We start from the raw sequence: 17,506 nt of genomic DNA, 5'->3' as shown, positions 1-17,506 counted from the left end.
TTTTTCTCCTTATACCAGTTCAATAATGGTTGCGATGCCCATACCGCCACCCACACAAAGTGTAGCCAGACCCCGCTTTTTGCCCTGGCGTTCTAGCTCGTCCAGTAATGTCCCTAAAATCATCGCACCAGTCGCACCGAGTGGATGTCCCATGGCAATTGCACCGCCGTTAACATTCACCTTGGCAGGATCAACCTTCATCTCATTGATAAAGCGCATCACCACGGCAGCAAAAGCTTCATTGACTTCAAACAGGTCAATATCATCAATTGTTAAACCGGCTTTCGCCAAGGCCTTACGAGCAGCCGGGGCAGGGCCGGTCAGCATAATGGTTGGATCTGCACCGACCAGTGCCGTCGCCAGTACTTTGGCACGTGGCTTCAGACCTTGTTCTTTTACTGCTTGTTCCGATGCGATCAAAACCACAGCCGCACCATCGACAATGCCTGAAGAATTCCCGGCATGATGCACATGATGGACAGCACCCACTTCAGGATATTTTTGCAGGGCAATCGCATCAAAGCCCATTTGTCCCATAGTGGCGAAACTTGGATTGAGTTTGCCCAAGCCTTCTGCAGTCGTTGTCGGTTTGATAAATTCGTCTTTGTCCAGAATTACTACACCAGCTTTGTCTTTTACCGGGATAACAGAGGCGTTGAAATAACCATTGGCTTGAGCGGCAGCTGCTTTCTTTTGTGATTGTTCGGCAAACTGATCTACATCTGCACGGCTATAACCGTCAATGGTAGCAATCAAATCTGCACCAATACCTTGTGGAATAAAGTCACAGGCCATATTGGTTTCAGGGTCCAGTGCCCAAGGACCGCCGTCTGAACCCATCGGCACGCGGGACATGGATTCGACTCCACCTGCAACAACCAGATCTTCCCAGCCTGAACGGACTTTTTGTGCGGCCAGATTGACAGCTTCCAGACCGGAAGCACAAAAACGGTTAATTTGCACACCCGCTACATCATTGTCCCAGCCGGCAGCGATGGCAGCCGTTTTGGCAATATCGGCACCCTGATCACCAATGGGGGTGACACAGCCGAGCACGATATCATCCACTTTTGCGGTATCAAACTGATGACGCGCCTGAAGTTCGTTGAGTAAGCCAGTCAGTAAGGAAATGGGTTTTACCTGATATAAAGATCCATCTTTTTTGCCTTTTCCGCGTGGGGTACGAATGGCGTCAATAATATATGCCTCGCTCATAGCTTGTCCCTTTTATTGATTTGATGAAATTTATTCTAATGACTCGAGTGTAATACTTAATTTTTGAAGTGCAATGACGAGAACGGGCCAGATCATTTGAGCGATTTAGCCAATTTTAACTATAAAAAAAGCCTAAGCTAGGGAGCTTAGGCGGAGAGAAACGATTTTAATTTTTATCGGTTCGGGAGTATCAGCTTAATGATAACCGTGTAATTGACGATACAGACCCGGAGTCACACCTGTCCATTTTTTGAAAGCACGGTGGAAGGTACTGGTTTCACTGAAACCGACCTGTTGCGCGACATCTTCAAGGGTAAGATCAGGGTTAAGTAACAGGTGAATTGCGGCATCACGGCGCAAGGCATCTTTCACACCTTGATAGCTTTTGCCTTCGGCTGCCAGACGGCGACGCAAGGTTTGCGGTGATAGATATAACATCGATGCCACATCATTCAAGGTTGGCATTTCTTCACCAATCTGGCTCTTCAGCACATCACGGATTCTGGAGGTCAGTGAATTGGTATTTTTGAATTTCACCAGCAGTTGGGCCGGTGCTGCTTTTAAAAACTCTTCCAGAGTTTCTTCATTCTGACGAACGGGCAGGTCCAGATAGTCTGCAGCAAAGGTAATTTCGGTGCGTGGCATGTCAAACTGCATCACAGGTGCAAAGAATAAAGCATCATATTCATCGGCATGGGCTGGACGCGGATAGCTAAAGTGTACGCGTTCCAGCGGTACACGACGCTCAATAAGCCAGGAAGCCAGACCGTGCCAGATCATTAGCATACTTTCGGTAATAAAATGATCCGGATCCATTGCATTTGGAATCAATGGCACCAGACGTGCTTCATGCTTGTCACGTTCCAGGGTCACCGACCAGTCATCACCGAAGAGTTTGTAGAACTGGGAAGAAAGTTCCAGTGCATCACCGAGGGTTTTGGCATGAATAATCAGCTGGCACATGATCGCAAATGTACCCAGACGGCGTTGCTGTTTATCAAAACCGACATGCTCGTCCTGAGTCACCATCCACAACATTTTTATAAAGCGGGTATATTGTTCAGGTGAAATACGCGCTTTGGGCTGATGCAGCAGTTCTGCTTCAATCCCGACGTGAGACAATAAAGTATCGACATCCATGCCCAGACGTTTAACGCCAGATAGAGCTGCGTTGACGAAATGGATACTGATCGTATCACGACTCATGTTTAATCCTTCAGTCTCTTTAATGTTCACTAATAATTGACCTAAATGACGAAAAATAATAAAGCAATGGCAATTTACAAGAATACCTTTGCCATTTTCTTACATATTAGATTGCCGAAACTATCAAGGTAAATGGCTGAACATGACATTGTTTTTGTGCATTTATATTCTTATGATGCTAAAAAAAGCAATAGAAGTAGAGCAAATACTCCAATGTCATATGCATTAAAAGGATTGAAAATCCTAGACTTTTCTACACTTTTACCCGGTCCGTTTGCCACTTTATATCTTGCTGATTTAGGTGCAGAAATTGTGCATATTGAATCACCAACCCGACCGGACCTGCTACGGTTAATGCCACCTTTTGCCAATGGACAGGCCACCTCACAGAGTTATCTGAACCGTAACAAGCAATCGGTTGCTCTGGATCTGAAAGATTCTGCAAATATCGAACTGGTCAAATCCAGGATTGCAGATTATGACATTGTGATTGAGCAATTTCGCCCCGGCGTAATGCAACGTCTAGGGCTAGACTATCAAACCTTAAGCGAAATTAATCCGAAACTGATTTACTGTTCCATTACCGGTTATGGCCAAACTGGCACATATAAAGATAAGGCAGGGCACGACATTAATTATCTGGCTTTATCTGGCATTGCCGGACACAGTGGCCGGATTGAAAATGGTCCACCAGCCTTGGGAATTCAGGTCGCCGATGTTGCAGGTGGTTCCATGCATGCCGTAATTGCAATTTTGGCTGCCGTAATTGAACGTCAGCAAAGTGGCAAAGGACAATATATTGATATATCCATGACCGATTGCGTGGTGACGATGAATAATCTGGCCGCATCTGCCAGTCTGGCTGGCAATCAGCATCAACGACCTGAGTCGGGCTATCTGAATGGCGGGACTTTTTACGACTATTATGAAACCCAGGATGGCCGTTATCTGTCAATTGGTAGTTTGGAGCCACAATTTATGCAGGGGCTGGCACAGGCCTTAGAGCTGCCAATTATTCTGGAAAAGGGCAACTCTTTTGCTGAAGAAGATCGTGCCGAGGTGAAGCAGGCGATTCAAAATAAAATCAAGACCAAGCCTTTATCTGAATGGCAAACACAGTTTGCCGCGCTGGATGTCTGCGTCGAACCAGTACTCAAACTTGAAGAAGCGTTACATTCTGATCTGGCCCAGCAGCGAGGCTGGGTGGTACAGGTGCCACTTAAAGCCCGCAGTCAGCAAACTGAAGCACAACTGGCTTGCCCGATTAAATTTTCACGTTCAACGATACGCTATGAATTTGTAGGACAGCAATTGGGAGAAAGTCAAAAGTGGTAATATTTTTAACGTGTTAATAAGATGATTAATGAAATGAGAGGAAATTTTTCCTATATGAAAATAAGTAATAATGATTGAAGATTTTCATCATTATTACTTTAAATTTAATCCAATGCTGTAAATACAGAGATCCGTGAAAGTTTGACAGGCTTATCAATAAAACCGCTATGAAATATGTATAAAAAGCATTTTATTGATAGGTTCAATCTCGCTATCCTTGCCGGCGATATAATAGAAACTACTAGCTGTACGCCATGTATTTATATACTGATTTTGATCAGCAACTGATTAATGAACGTGTTGCACAGTTCCGAGACCAGACGGAACGTTATTTAGCCGGTAAACTCACTGAAGATGAGTATCGTCCGCTTCGTCTGCAAAATGGTTTGTACGTACAGCGTTATGCGCCAATGTTACGTATTGCCGTGCCATATGGTTTGATGAATTCAAAACAACTTCGTAAAGTGGCTGATTTGGCAAAAGAATATGACCGTGGCTACGCGCATATTTCGACCCGCCAAAATATCCAGTTTAACTGGCCTGCACTGGAAAATGTGCCGGATATGCTGGCTGAACTGGCGACGGTGCAAATGCATGCGATCCAGACCTCAGGGAACTGTATCCGTAATACCACGACGGACCAGTATGCAGGTGTGGTTGCCGGTGAAATTGCCGATCCGCGTCCGACCTGTGAATTGATCCGTCAATGGTCAACTTTCCACCCGGAATTTGCTTTCTTGCCACGTAAATTCAAGATCGCAGTTTCTGCGCTGGAAGAGATTGACCGTGCAGCCACTGCATTCCACGATATTGGTGTATATATCGTGCGTAATGAAGCAGGCGAAATGGGCTATAAAATCAAAGTGGGTGGTGGTCTCGGCCGTACGCCAGTGATTGGTAGCTTTATCCGTGAGTTCTTGCCACGAGAAGACCTGATTGCTTATTTGGAAGCAGTACTTCGTGTGTATAACTTGCATGGCCGTCGCGACAACAAATATAAAGCGCGGATCAAGATTCTGGTAAAAGCCTTAACACCAGCAGTATTTGCCGAGAAAGTTGAAGCTGAATTTGCGCATACGGTTAAAACACTGAAAATTGATGCAGACACCTTGGCAAAAATGGATGAGAACTTCACGCCATTCGATTACCAAGATTATGCAGATGAAGATTTCACTGAATTGTTCGCGCAATATCCGAAATTCAAACAGTGGTTCAACATCAATACCAATGCCCATAAAGTGAAAGGGTATCGTATTGTGACGATTTCACTGAAACGTGCCGGAATTGCACCGGGTGATGTGAGCACTGAAGAAATGAACCTGATTGCAGACCTTGCAGACAAGTACACTTTCGGTGAGCTGCGTACCACGCATGAGCAAAACATTTCTCTAGTTGATGTACCGCAAAAAGATTTGTTCGCTGTATGGCAAACCCTTGACCAAAACAACTTGGCACGTGCGCATATCGGTTTCTTGACTGACATCATTTGCTGCCCGGGCGGTGACTTCTGTTCATTGGCCAATGCCAAATCTATTCCAATTTCGGAAGCGATTTCACGCCGTTTTGATGATCTGGATACAATTTACAATTTAGGCAAACTGGATCTGAATATTTCAGGTTGTATGAATGCCTGTGGTCATCACCACGTTGGTAATATTGGTATTCTAGGTGTAGATAAAAAAGGTGCAGAATTCTACCAGATTACGCTTGGTGGAAATGCCGATCATGATGCTTCAATTGGTGATATTCTTGGCCCATCATTTGCAGCCGAAGTCGTGCCGGATATTGTAGAAGAAATTCTGAATACTTATCTTGACCTGCGTCAGGATGGTGAAGAGTTTATTGATACTTATCGCCGTGTCGGCATTCAACCATTCAAGGAGCGTGCATATGCTTAATACCGCACTTCAAGTGCTCTCTAAAGATGGCACGATTGCAGACAATACCTATCAATTAGTTGGTGAAGATGGCGTTTTGCCGCAGGGTGATGTGGTTCTGACTGTTGATCAGCTAGACCAGATTGCCAATGTATCAGGTAAAAAAGCATTGTACTTAACTGTAGACGCTTCTCCTGAAAACCACGAATTTCCACTGGACCAGCTAGATGCCATCTTCATTGAGTTTGCCGGTTTTAATGATGGTCGTGGTTATTCATTTGCAGCACTTCTGCGCCGTCAGGGTTTCCAGGGCGAACTGCGTGCTACTGGGGATGTATTCAAAGATGTGTTGAACTACATGAAGCGTTCCGGTTTCGACACTTTCGTGATTAAAGAAGGTAAGGATATTCAGGAAGCAGCTGCCGGTTTGAATGATTTCAAAAATCCGTATCAGGCATCGACTGCGGTTGCACAGGCACATTATCAAACAGGTGCATAATTTAAATTATGCTGCTGTAAAAAGCCGGATTGAGTCCGGCTTTTTTATGTCTTGATTAAAATTCTCAACTTTCTTCAAGTTGACAGTTGATCATCCAGTGAATTCCAAACTGATCGCTAAAGGCCGCATAAAGTGCGCCCCAAAAGGTCTTTTCAAGCGGCATCTCAATTTGACCATTCACCGATAAAGCATTAAAGAGTCGTTGTGCTTCAGCTTGTTCGCTGGCGTCTAAGTTAATGGAAATATAGTGGTTATTACCTTGCGTGAACACGGTATTGGTTTGCGCGCAAAATTGATCATTCGTATCAGATGCCATCAGTTCTGTAAATTCGTTAATGGGAAGTGAGATATGCAGGATTTTATTTTTATCCGCTTCCGGCAGTGTGACACCTTCTTCGGCTGGCATTTCACCATAACGACTCAGACTTGAAAATTCGCCTCCAAAAACTGATTTATAAAAGTTAAAGGCTGCTTCAGCCTGACCTTGGAAATTGAGGTAATGATTTAGCTGCATGGGAGAACTCCCTTTTTATTGTGCTTGCTTTAATCTACGCCACTTTGCGGTATTTTGCGCGAACACGCTTTATCAAGATGTAAGCGAAAAAAATCCTCCAGATCAGGAGGATTTTTAACTCCCTCTTCCTATGGGAGAGGGATGGGATGAGGGAAGAGGTTACAGTAATTCAATCGCCACAGCAGTCGCTTCACCACCACCGATACACAGGGCTGCAATCCCTTTCTTGCCGCCCGTACGTTTTAGTGCATGAATCAAAGTCAGGATAATACGTGAACCGGTAGAACCCACAGGATGGCCGAGAGCACATGCACCACCGTTGATGTTGACTTTTTCAGGGCCTAGCTTGAACTCATCCATTGGGCACATGGTCACCATGGCAAAGGCTTCATTGATTTCCCAAAGGTCGACATCAGAAGCGGCCCATCCGGTTTTATCCAGCACTTTCTGGATTGCACCGACTGGAGCAATAGTAAACTCAGATGGATGTTGCGAATTCGAAGCATAAGCAACAATTTTGGCTAAAGGATTCAACCCTTTTGCTGCTGCATTGTCAGCCGAGGTAATTACTAAAGCTGATGCACCATCTGAAATCGAGCTAGCATTAGCCGCCGTAATCGTACCGTCTTTAGCGAAAGCAGGACGCAAAGTTGGAATTTTATCGATGTTGGCATTGAACGGCTGTTCATCTTTATCAACGACTACATCACCTTTACGGGTTTTAACTGTTACAGGCACGATTTCATCAGCAAAGTAGCCTTCATTGACTGCAGTTTGCGCCCGCTTTAATGAGCGAATCGCAAAATCATCCATCTGCTCGCGGGTATAACCTTTGGTATTTGCCATATCTTGGGTAAATGAACCCATCAGTCGGCCAGTTTCCGCGTCTTCCAAACCGTCCAGGAACATATGATCCTTGATTTCACCATGGCCCATACGGAAACCGCCACGTGCTTTTGGCAATACATAAGGCGCATTGGTCATGGATTCCATGCCACCTGCAACTACAATATTAGCAGAACCAGCTTTAATCATGTCAGCCGCTTGCATGACGGCTTTCATGCCTGAACCACATAATTTATTAATGGTCACCGCACCAGTAGAATCTGGAAGACCAGCTTGACGCATCGCTTGACGTGCAGGACCCTGCTTTAAGCCTGCAGGGAGTACACAACCCATAATGACTTCTTCAATATCCGTTGGTTGCAGACCCGCACGGGCAATTGCTTCCTTAATAGTGACAGCACCCAGTTCCGGGGCAGTTACACTGGCCAGACTGCCCTGAAAGCCACCCATGGCTGTACGTGCACCATTTACAATTACGATGTCAGTCATTGTTGTATCTCCCTATCAGTTTTGATCGTTTTATCTTGAACTTAAGCAGTATATTGAAAAAAACTGACGATTGAAGCTTTAATCGTACCGAAGCATAAACTGGATAGTTCTATTAACAAGAGGGAAGGCTTTCCCTTCGGATATGCCCCATTTTGCTAAGTATAATACGCTGTTGGCTAGAAAACTGGGCAGAACAGTAGTAGAAACTGCCATTTGAACCAATTGGCAGACCTGTTTGTGCCTGATAAGTGACACTCGCTAAGCTCAAAGCTCCTCGCCAACTCAGGTTACCGTATTTGAGATTAACTACATCAATATGTAAAATGGTCTCTCCTGTATCCACTTGCCTGTTTTTATTTTTATCAATGAAAACCAGCATAGTCTTGTTCCATTGATTGGCTTGGCAAGTGAGAGAATCCTGGCTTGGGCAGATCACTACATTCTGTCGCAAAATTGCAGCCTGACTGCGTGCATAACGATTAATTGTAGATAACTTGATCGGTATGTTTTGAGCTTCCTGTCTGGCTCGGTACTCGTGATAGTAGGGAAGTGCGATACTTGCGAGAATTGCAATCATTGCAATACAGATAATTAACTCAACAATAGTAAACGCTCTTGTTATTTTTTTATACATAGAGTTACCTGATTTATATATTATTTTTCTTATAAGGGTGCTATTAATTATATGTTTTTTATGCTTTATTGAGCGTGTAATTCATTGCTTACTTAAGTTTAAAGAAAGCTGTTAAAAATAATTGGCAATCACAATAGGTCATTCAGAATAAAAAATTGAGTAAAAAGTTACCGAATTACAACGGAAATTGTAAGTAATTTTGTCAATAATTTACTTGATTAGATTAATCAAGCACTTGGAAAAATAATAAAGTGTTTGTATGATGCCATGTGAATAGCTTAAGAATAATACTGGGGTAATAAAAAGCCTATCTCAGGATGGCCTATTTATAAGGCTTGAGCTTGAACAACAATTGTTATCTCTGGAGGATAAATCCATGAAAATGAGTCGTATTGCTTTAGCTATGCTTGTAGTTGCACCTTTTGCTGCTGCAAACGCAGGCGTAACTGTTACTCCATTAATGCTGGGTTATACTTGGCAAGACACCAAGCATAACAATGGTCAGTCCCACTTGTTATCTGCACAACTCGGTCAAGGCGAAATGCAAAACGACTTGTTCGTTGGTGCAGCACTTGGTGTAGAACTAACTCCATGGTTAGGTTTCGAGGCTGAATATAACCAGGTAAAAGGTGATGTTAACCAATCACTTCGTTACATTACTGATGGTCGTCCATCACAAGTTGAACCAGGCGCTGAGTATAAGCAAACTCAAATCAACGGTAACTTCTATGTTACTTCTGATTTAATCACTGGTAACTATGACAGCAAAGTTAAGCCTTACCTATTGGCGGGTGCGGGTCACTACAAATATAAATTTGATGGTTTAACTCGTCTTAACAGCCCAACAGCTCCAGTACGTCGTGACCGTGGTAATACTTCAGAAGGTACTTTAGCAAATACAGGTATCGGTGCTTTCTGGCAGTTAAATGACGCGTTATCACTACGTACTGAAGCTCGTGCTACGTATAACTTTGATCACGAGTTCTGGAACTATACAGCACTTGCTGGTCTTAACGTAGTTCTAGGTGGTCACCTGAAGCCTGCTGCTCCAGTAGTTGAAGTTGCTCCAGTTGAGCCAGTTGCTCCAGCTCCACAAGAGTTGACTGAAGACCTGAACATGGAACTTCGTGTGTTCTTTGATACTAACAAGTCAAACATCAAAGATCAGTACAAACCAGAAATCGCGAAAGTTGCTGAGAAGCTAGTTGAATATCCAAACGCTACTGCTCGCATCGAAGGTCATACTGATAACACTGGTCCACGTGCATTGAACGAACGTTTGTCTCTAGCTCGTGCTAACTCTGTTAAGTCTTCACTTGTGAACGAATACAACGTAGATGCATCTCGTTTGTCTACTCAAGGTTTCGCTTGGGATCAACCGATTGCTGATAACACTACTAAAGAAGGTCGTGCTATGAACCGTCGTGTATTCGCGACAATTACTGGTAGCCGTACTGTTCTAGCTGAACCAGTTATGCAACAACAAGCTCCAGTTACTCAATAATTCGTTATTGAACACAGACTGAAAAAGCGACTCTAAGGAGTCGCTTTTTTTATAGCTGTTTTTTGCATACACTTGCTGTTCTAAAATGATTTTGAGTAAAGGCATGAGCATAGAACTTCCTCAAGACTTGCTGAGTCTGGAAGCCAATAGTGGTATTTATGCAATTTGGATGATCTTTCATCATTATGGTATCGATCTACATATTCCTGATCTGGTGCAATTGACAGGGCACGATGATGAGATGGGAACTTCAACTATTGCGCTCGCAGTTACGCTCAAAACCTTGGGGCTGGATGCTGAATTTTTTACAGAAGTTGATCTGGATAAACAGCCTGTTGAAGTGGAATTTTATCAAAAAGCCCAAGAGCTCAAATTACCTGTTTATGAATCTCCTCTTTCATATGCAGAAATTCAAAAAAAGGCAGGTGAAGGTCGTTTTGTGATTGTGTTCTATGACACTTTAGACGGGGTAGGGAATCACTCGTTAATTTATTCTATCGATGAGCAGGAAATCAGTTTCTTTGATAGCTTTGAGGCAATGCCGGCGCATGTGTTTGAGCAGCAACGGCGAGTAGACGGAATCTGTCAGCAAGCGATTGTGGTTGATGACCGTAACTTTGTAATGCGAAATAGCTAAAATAGAGAGATTAAAAAAGCAGTCCTGAGACTGCTTTTTCATTATTGGCTGGGTTATTCCTGATCAAGCTTCATGGGCTGTACATCCATTTCCTGATAAGACACCAGTTTGGTTTTTTTCTTCCATTTGTAGCCGAACCAGATGGCCAGGAATAGCGGAATACTGATATAGGTCGATAATACGCCCATCCAGTGACCGGCCAAAACATCCTGATAGTTCTGACCCAGAACGACAATCGTACACAGGATAAATGCAAACCAGGGAGCAAAAGGAAAGAATTTGGCACGATAAGCCAGATCTTCGAGTTTATATCCTTGTGCCAGATAACCTTTACGGAAGCGGTAATGGGAAATGGCAATACCGAGCCAGACGATAAAGCCGCACATTCCTGACATGTTCAGCAGCCAGTTAAAGACTTCCTGCTCACCAAAGAAGGTGGTCAGAAAGCACAGAGCTGCAATTGCAGTCGTGGCATAGAGTGCATTCATTGGCACACCACGCGGGTCTAGACGCGCAAACATTTTAGGTGCACTACCTTTACGTGCCATATCAAACAGCATACGGGTAGATGAATACATGCCCGAGTTACCTGCAGATAGAATAGCGGTCAAGATCACCGCATTCATGATGCTTGCAGCAAAAGCAAAACCAGCTTTTTCATACAATAAGGTAAATGGAGAAAGCGCAATATCGTCGGTTGCAGCTGCCTGTAATAAACGTGGGTCATTATAGGCAATCAATGTGCCGATAATGAAAATACACACGATATAAAACAACAGGATACGCCAGAATATCTGTTTAATGGCTACCGGAATGGTTTTCTTTGGATCTTTCGATTCACCTGCCGCGACACCGACCATTTCGGTACCCTGGAAGGAGAATCCGGCAATCATCGCCACACCAATTAATGCCTGAAAACCACCGACAAAAGGTGCATCGCCAATGCTCCAGTTGGCAAATGCTTCTACACCCGGAGTCAGCATGATCTTCACGATCATCCAGATTCCGATGATAATAAAGGCAATGATCGCAAGGACTTTAATCAGCGAAAAGAAAAATTCAGATTCGCCAAAGCCTTTTACTGTCAGGGCATTAATCCCAAAAATAATGGCAAGGAAAATTGCGCTCCAGTACACGCCCGGTATATCGGGAAACCAGAATTTCATAATGAACTGAACGGCAACCAGCTCAAAAGCCACGGTAATGGCCCAGTTGTACCAGTAATTCCAGCCTAGAGCGAAACCAAAACCACCTTCGACATATTTGGTGCCGTAAGTGAAAAATGCACCTGAAGTCGGATTGTGCGTGGCAAGCTCACCCAAGCTGGTCATCAGGAAATAAATCATGATCCCAATCAGTACATATGCAAGCAATGCACCACCTGGTCCAGCATTGGCAATGGTCGCACCTGAGGCCAAAAATAAACCTGTACCAATGGATCCGCCAATGGCGATCATATTCAGATGACGAGCACCCAGCTTACGCTGCAGCTGCATCGTATTTTGCGTTTCGCTCATCATGATTCCTTAACATTTTTTTGAGTGCTGGCGAAGAGCACTTTAAAGCCTTGTTGATCCGCTTTCACTGTGCAGCTACCAAAGTTTTGTTCAATCAGGGTAGGATAGTTCAAGAAACGGTTGGCCACGATCCAAAGCTCGCCGCCTGATTTTAAATGACGACGCGAGGTTTTACATAAGGTTTCACTTGCTGTGTAATCGGTCTCGATTCCCATATGAAAAGGCGGATTACTGACAATGGCATGGAGGAACAAGGGTGCATCCTCAATGCCTGTAACCGCTTTGATTTCAATCTGTTCAGGAGTAAGCTGGTTTTCTTCAAATGTCATTTGTGTAGAAACCAGTGCAAAGGCATCAACATCCATGGCAAAAATCCGGTTTTTCGGATTCAACTTTGCCAGATACGCGCTAATCACCCCCGCACCACAACCAAAGTCAGCAATTTTACCTGAAGTGACTTGTGACAAATAAGGCAATAGCGTAGCAGTTCCTACATCCAAACGGTTTTGACTAAAGACGCCTGGAAGTGCACAAATAATTAAGTCACCATTTGGTGTAGATACGGTATAACGCTGTGCCCAGTCTGCAAGTGCTTTTTTCTCGACCGTATGGTCTAAAACCAATTGCCAAAGCTGGCAATGACGTGCGCTGTCAAGTTTGAGAGTTTTACCAAAAGGCTGCAACTGTTTGGCTGCGCGTTCTATCCCGCCTTTCTTTTCACCGACCAGAAAAATACTGCTGCCCGGTTTAAGCTGCGCTGCCACAGTGTGCAGTAAATAATTCAACAGTTCTTTAGACTTGGGTACAAAAATAACTGCCTGATCAAATTCAGCTTCAGGCATTTCTGCACCAAAATGCACATCTGCTTGTTGTGACTGGAAATATTGAAAATCGTTAAAATTCCATGTCCAGACAGCCGGATTGATAGAGGCATCGAATTCAGCGAGCAGATTATCTGTCGGTGCATTAATCAGTAAGATGCGACCCGACAAAAAATCATATTGTCTTAATAAAACTTCGCTTTTAGGATCCATAGGTATCTCTCCAATATAAAGAACACTGCCTAAGCCTGACCTAGACAGTGTTCTTTGGACATGAAATTACTTCTTTGTTTCAGGAAGTACCACATTCAGAATAAGGGCAGCGATACCACCAGTGGCAACGCCTGAGCTAAAGATATTACGGAATAACTCAGGAAGATGCTCAAGAATTTGTGGAACTTGTGCAACACCTAAACCCAGTGCCAGTGAAATCGCAATAATCAGCAGGGCGCGACGGTCCAGATGTACACCAGCCAGAATGTTAATACCAGAGGCTGCGACTGCGCCAAACATGACCATGACTGCGCCGCCCAGTACCGCTTGCGGAACGGCCTGAATAATACCAGCAACTGCAGGCAACAAACCAAGAATAACCAGCAAAGCCGCAATCCAGATGCCGACATAACGACTTGCTACGCCCGTCAACTGGATTACACCATTATTTTGTGCAAATACTGAACTTGGGAAGGTATTAAAAATACCGGCAAGGAATGAATTTGCGCCATTGACCAGTACACCGCCTTTAATGCGCTGCATCCATTTTGGACCATCGACTGGTTGATTGGAAAGCTTTGAAGTCGCAGTGATATCACCAATCGCTTCCAAAGAGGTCACCAGGTAAATAAATGCCATCGGAATAAACAGGCTCCAGGAGAAGCTTAAACCGAAATGCATGGGAGTCGGAATCTGTACCAGAGGTGCATCTTTTAAGCCGGAAAAATCCAGATGGCCCATAAAGCCCGCCAGGATATAACCACAAACCAGAGCGATCAAAATGGCAGAACTTTTTACCCAGGTAATCCGGATACGGTTCAGAATAATAATCAGCGCCAGGACGGTACAAGACATGATCAGGTTGTCGGCATTGGCAAAAGTTTTATCGCTCATGGCCTGATAACCACCGCCCATGCTGATTAAACCTTCTTTAATCAGGGTCAAGCCAATCAGAAGTACGACAATTCCGGTGACCAAAGGGGTAATCAGTTTTTTGATCCAAGGCAGAATTTGTGACACGCCCATTTCAATGAATGCACCTGCAATCACTACACCAAAGATAGACGCCATTACTGCTTCTACAGGTGTACCCGCAGCCACCATAGCTGACCCAATACCAATAATTGGACCGATGAAGTTGAAACTGGTTCCCTGAACGATTAGCAGACCGGCACCAAATGGCCCTACTTTTTTAGACTGTAAAAAAGTCGCGATACCCGAGATCACCAGAGACATGGATAAAATCATGTTGGTGTCTTCTTTGGAAACACCAAGCGCCAGACAAATCAGTAGGCCAGGGGTCACAATCGGGACAATAATCGCTAATAAATGCTGGAAAGCAGCTAGAAAAGCAATCAGGGGTTTTGGACGATCATCCAGACCATATACCAGGTCAAGTTGATCTTTAGAAGGAGGAGATTGATTAAAATCAGACATGTGTCAATGCAAAATAAGGCTGGATGGCGCTATTCTAATCGAGTTACACGTCTTTACAAAATCAAAAAAGCCTCGACCAGACAAAAAAAGTTGAGGAGTAGGGCTACAGTGACTATAAAAGTTTTGTATTTTTCTGTATAATTTGCCCTCAAATTACACACGCATTGAATTTACATGTCAGATATTAAAACTCTCCGTAACATCGCCATTATTGCGCACGTCGATCATGGTAAAACCACTCTTGTAGACAAACTTTTGCAACAATCAGGTGCTCTCGGTGATCGCGCGGGTGAGATCGAGCGTGTCATGGATTCCGGTGCTATTGAAAGTGAACGTGGTATTACCATTCTTGCAAAAAATACTGCAATCAAATGGTTAGATGAACGTACCAATACTGAATACCGCATTAACATCGTGGACACCCCGGGACACGCCGACTTCGGTGGTGAAGTTGAACGTGTAATGTCGATGGTTGACTGCGTACTTCTTCTTGTAGATTCACAAGAAGGCCCGATGCCACAAACACGTTTCGTAACGCAAAAAGCATTCGCACGTGGTTTAAAACCAATCGTAATTATTAACAAAGTTGACAAGCCAAGCGCGCGTCCAGACTGGGTAATTGACCAAGTATTTGATTTGTTTGATAACTTGGGTGCTTCTGACGAACAGTTAGACTTCCCGGTTGTTTATGCTTCAGGCCTTCGTGGTGTTGCTGGTCCTTCTCCAGAAGAACTTGCTGAAGACATGACTCCGTTGTTCCAAACGATTGTAGATATCGTTGAACCACCAAAAGTTGACGTTGATGGTCCATTCCAAATGCAAGTGTCTTCACTTGACTATAACAGCTTCGTTGGTGTTATCGGTATTGGTCGTATTCAACGTGGTTCAGTAAAATTGAATACACAAGTCACTGTAGTCGATAAAGATGGCAAAACACGTAACGGCCGTATCTTAAAAATCATGGGTTATCATGGTCTAGATCGCGTTGACGTTGAAGAAGCTTCTGCAGGCGATATCGTTTGTGTAACGGGTATCGATGCACTCAACATTTCTGACACTATTTGTGATCCGAAAAATGTTGAAGCTTTACCTCCATTATCTGTAGATGAACCTACAGTATCGATGACCTTCCAGGTAAACAACTCACCGTTTGCTGGTAAAGAAGGTAAATTCGTGACTTCACGTAATATCCGTGAACGTCTAGACCGCGAATTGATTCACAACGTAGCACTTCGCGTTGAAGATACTGACAGTCCGGACCGTTTTAAAGTGTCAGGCCGTGGTGAACTTCACCTTTCAGTTCTGATTGAAAACATGCGCCGTGAAGGCTTCGAGATGGGTGTATCCCGTCCGCAAGTAATCATCAAAGAAATTGATGGTGAAAAACAAGAGCCATACGAGAACGTAACGTTTGACGTTGAAGAACAGCATCAAGGTGCTGTAATGGAACAAATGGGTTTCCGTAAAGGTGAAATGACCAATATGGAAGTTGACGGTAAAGGCCGTATCCGTATTGAAGCAACTGTTCCTTCACGTGGCTTGATTGGTTTCCGTTCTGAATTCCTGACCATGACTTCTGGTACAGGGATCATGACATCAAGCTTCTCGCATTACGGTCCAATGAAACAAGGTACTGTTGCGAAACGTCAAAACGGTGTATTGATTTCTATGGTTCAAGGTACTTGCTTGGGCTATGCATTGTTTACGCTTCAAGACCGCGGTCGTCTATTCGCTAAACCTCAGTTAGAAGTTTACGAAGGTATGATCATCGGTATTAACTCTCGTTCAGACGACATGACAGTTAACCCGACTAAAGCGAAACAGTTAACGAACGTACGTGCATCTGGTACAGATGAAGCGTTAACACTTGTTCCTGCAATTGAATATACGCTTGAACAAGCGCTTGAATTCATTGAAGATGATGAGTTAGTAGAAGTAACACCGAAGTCAATCCGTATCCGTAAGCGTTTCTTGACTGAAAACGAACGTAAACGTAACCGTTCTGGTAAATAATCTGTAGATTATTGGCCCGCTTACTAAAAACCGTAATCTTTTCGAAGATTACGGTTTTTTTATATTTACGCTATGCTCACATCGTAATTTATTAAATCGTATTAAACTAAGTCAAAATTAGAAGTTTCTAGTCAGGTATAATTTAGCCCAAAACTTGAAAATAAAATATGGGAGCAGACATGAGTATTATTCAAGAATTTAAAGAGTTCGCCATCAAAGGCAACGTGATGGATCTGGCGATTGGTGTCATCATTGGCGGTGCATTCAATAAAATCATCGACTCGATGGTCAAAGACATTGTTATGCCGGTAATCAGCTGGATTTTAGGCGGAGATGTTGACTATTCCAACTGGTTCCTGGTACTGGGGGATAATCCGAATAATGTCACGACTCTCGCTCAGGCCCAAGCGGCTGGCCTAAACGTTTTTGCTTATGGTAACTTTTTGACTATTCTGATCAATTTCTTGTTATTGGCTTGGGTGGTATTCCTGTTAGTTAAAGCGATGAACAAGTTGCGCCGTAAGCAGGAAGCAGAACCTACTACGGAAGAGACTCCGGAAGATGTCGCATTGTTACGTGAAATTCGTGACGAGTTAAAAAAACGTCCTGATCCTGAAGCTTAAGTTCCAGGGATTAAAAAACGGCGCCTATTGCGCCGTTTTTTAATTTTCCTCTGCGGCCAAGAGATGAGACACATTGTTTTGCAAGAGGAGAGCTTAAATATAATCTAATTTATTTAAATATCTCGT

Annotated in this window: 15 protein-coding genes; 7 read left to right on the top strand and 8 right to left on the bottom strand. The window is 43.8% G+C overall.

The genetic code is table 11. From position 1 onward, the window contains the following. Positions 1-9: 9 nt before the first annotated feature. Positions 10-1,215: an acetyl-CoA C-acetyltransferase gene (locus AY607_RS10950; RefSeq protein WP_064097077.1), complete on the bottom strand. Its 1,206-nt coding sequence runs from the start codon at positions 1,213-1,215 to the stop codon at positions 10-12. Positions 1,216-1,410: 195 nt separating this feature from the next. Beyond that, a complete protein-coding gene (locus AY607_RS10945) occupies positions 1,411-2,421 on the bottom strand; it encodes an AraC family transcriptional regulator (protein ID WP_064097078.1) in 1,011 nt (336 codons plus the stop codon). Between the two features lie 213 nt (positions 2,422-2,634). Between AY607_RS10945 and AY607_RS10940 the strand changes: the two genes are divergently transcribed. The 3 genes from AY607_RS10940 to AY607_RS10930 all read left to right on the top strand — a co-directional run bounded on the left by AY607_RS10940 (position 2,635) and on the right by AY607_RS10930 (position 6,132). After that, positions 2,635-3,756: a CaiB/BaiF CoA transferase family protein gene (locus AY607_RS10940; protein ID WP_064102530.1), complete on the top strand. Its 1,122-nt coding sequence runs from the start codon at positions 2,635-2,637 to the stop codon at positions 3,754-3,756. 254 nt (positions 3,757-4,010) lie between these two features. After that, on the top strand, positions 4,011-5,654 hold the full coding sequence (locus AY607_RS10935; RefSeq protein ID WP_064102529.1) for a nitrite/sulfite reductase: 1,644 nt from the start codon (positions 4,011-4,013) through the stop codon (positions 5,652-5,654). Further along, positions 5,647-6,132: a DUF934 domain-containing protein gene (locus AY607_RS10930; protein WP_064102528.1), complete on the top strand. Its 486-nt coding sequence runs from the start codon at positions 5,647-5,649 to the stop codon at positions 6,130-6,132. Before AY607_RS10935 ends, AY607_RS10930 begins: the two co-directional genes overlap by 8 nt. 64 nt (positions 6,133-6,196) lie before the next feature. On the opposite strand, the gene AY607_RS10925 is transcribed toward AY607_RS10930, so the two are convergent. From AY607_RS10925 to AY607_RS10915, 3 genes are all read right to left on the bottom strand, one after another. Further along, on the bottom strand, positions 6,197-6,646 hold the full coding sequence (locus AY607_RS10925) for a VOC family protein (RefSeq protein WP_064102527.1): 450 nt from the start codon (positions 6,644-6,646) through the stop codon (positions 6,197-6,199). A 159-nt stretch (positions 6,647-6,805) separates the two neighbouring features. Further along, positions 6,806-7,981 (bottom strand): thiolase family protein, encoded by a 1,176-nt coding sequence (locus tag AY607_RS10920; RefSeq protein WP_064102526.1) that lies wholly within the window; start codon positions 7,979-7,981, stop codon positions 6,806-6,808. A 112-nt stretch (positions 7,982-8,093) separates the two neighbouring features. Further along, positions 8,094-8,615: a GspH/FimT family pseudopilin gene (locus AY607_RS10915; protein WP_064102525.1), complete on the bottom strand. Its 522-nt coding sequence runs from the start codon at positions 8,613-8,615 to the stop codon at positions 8,094-8,096. Between the two features lie 376 nt (positions 8,616-8,991). Here AY607_RS10915 and omp38 point away from each other — a divergent pair, with 376 nt between their 5' ends. Both omp38 and AY607_RS10905 read left to right on the top strand, forming a co-directional pair. Continuing rightward, positions 8,992-10,119, top strand: a complete 1,128-nt coding sequence (gene omp38 / locus AY607_RS10910; protein WP_064102524.1) for an outer membrane protein Omp38 — start codon at positions 8,992-8,994, stop codon at positions 10,117-10,119. 103 nt (positions 10,120-10,222) lie between these two features. Next, entirely contained in the window at positions 10,223-10,756 is a 534-nt protein-coding gene (locus AY607_RS10905) for a hypothetical protein (protein ID WP_064102555.1), read from the top strand. A 53-nt stretch (positions 10,757-10,809) separates the two neighbouring features. Here the strand turns inward: AY607_RS10905 and AY607_RS10900 are convergent, their stop codons facing one another. The 3 genes from AY607_RS10900 to AY607_RS10890 all read right to left on the bottom strand — a co-directional run bounded on the left by AY607_RS10900 (position 10,810) and on the right by AY607_RS10890 (position 14,744). Then, positions 10,810-12,273, bottom strand: coding sequence for an amino acid permease (locus AY607_RS10900; protein WP_064097084.1), 1,464 nt, complete (start codon positions 12,271-12,273; stop codon positions 10,810-10,812). After that, entirely contained in the window at positions 12,273-13,307 is a 1,035-nt protein-coding gene (locus tag AY607_RS10895; protein WP_064102523.1) for a methyltransferase, read from the bottom strand. The genes AY607_RS10900 and AY607_RS10895 overlap by 1 nt, the downstream gene beginning before the upstream one ends. Before the next feature lie 66 nt (positions 13,308-13,373). Next, positions 13,374-14,744 (bottom strand): uracil-xanthine permease family protein, encoded by a 1,371-nt coding sequence (locus AY607_RS10890; RefSeq protein WP_064097086.1) that lies wholly within the window; start codon positions 14,742-14,744, stop codon positions 13,374-13,376. Positions 14,745-14,918: 174 nt separating this feature from the next. Between AY607_RS10890 and typA the strand changes: the two genes are divergently transcribed. After that, positions 14,919-16,757, top strand: coding sequence for a translational GTPase TypA (gene typA / locus AY607_RS10885; protein WP_064097087.1), 1,839 nt, complete (start codon positions 14,919-14,921; stop codon positions 16,755-16,757). Positions 16,758-16,936: 179 nt separating this feature from the next. Further along, positions 16,937-17,380 (top strand): large conductance mechanosensitive channel protein MscL, encoded by a 444-nt coding sequence (mscL, locus tag AY607_RS10880; RefSeq protein WP_064097088.1) that lies wholly within the window; start codon positions 16,937-16,939, stop codon positions 17,378-17,380. Positions 17,381-17,506 lie beyond the last annotated feature (126 nt).

Origin of the sequence: Acinetobacter sp. SFA (genome assembly GCF_001647535.1) — a bacterium.
Classification (GTDB): domain Bacteria; phylum Pseudomonadota; class Gammaproteobacteria; order Pseudomonadales; family Moraxellaceae; genus Acinetobacter; species Acinetobacter pecorum.
This window is presented reverse-complemented; position numbering and strand designations above follow the sequence as displayed.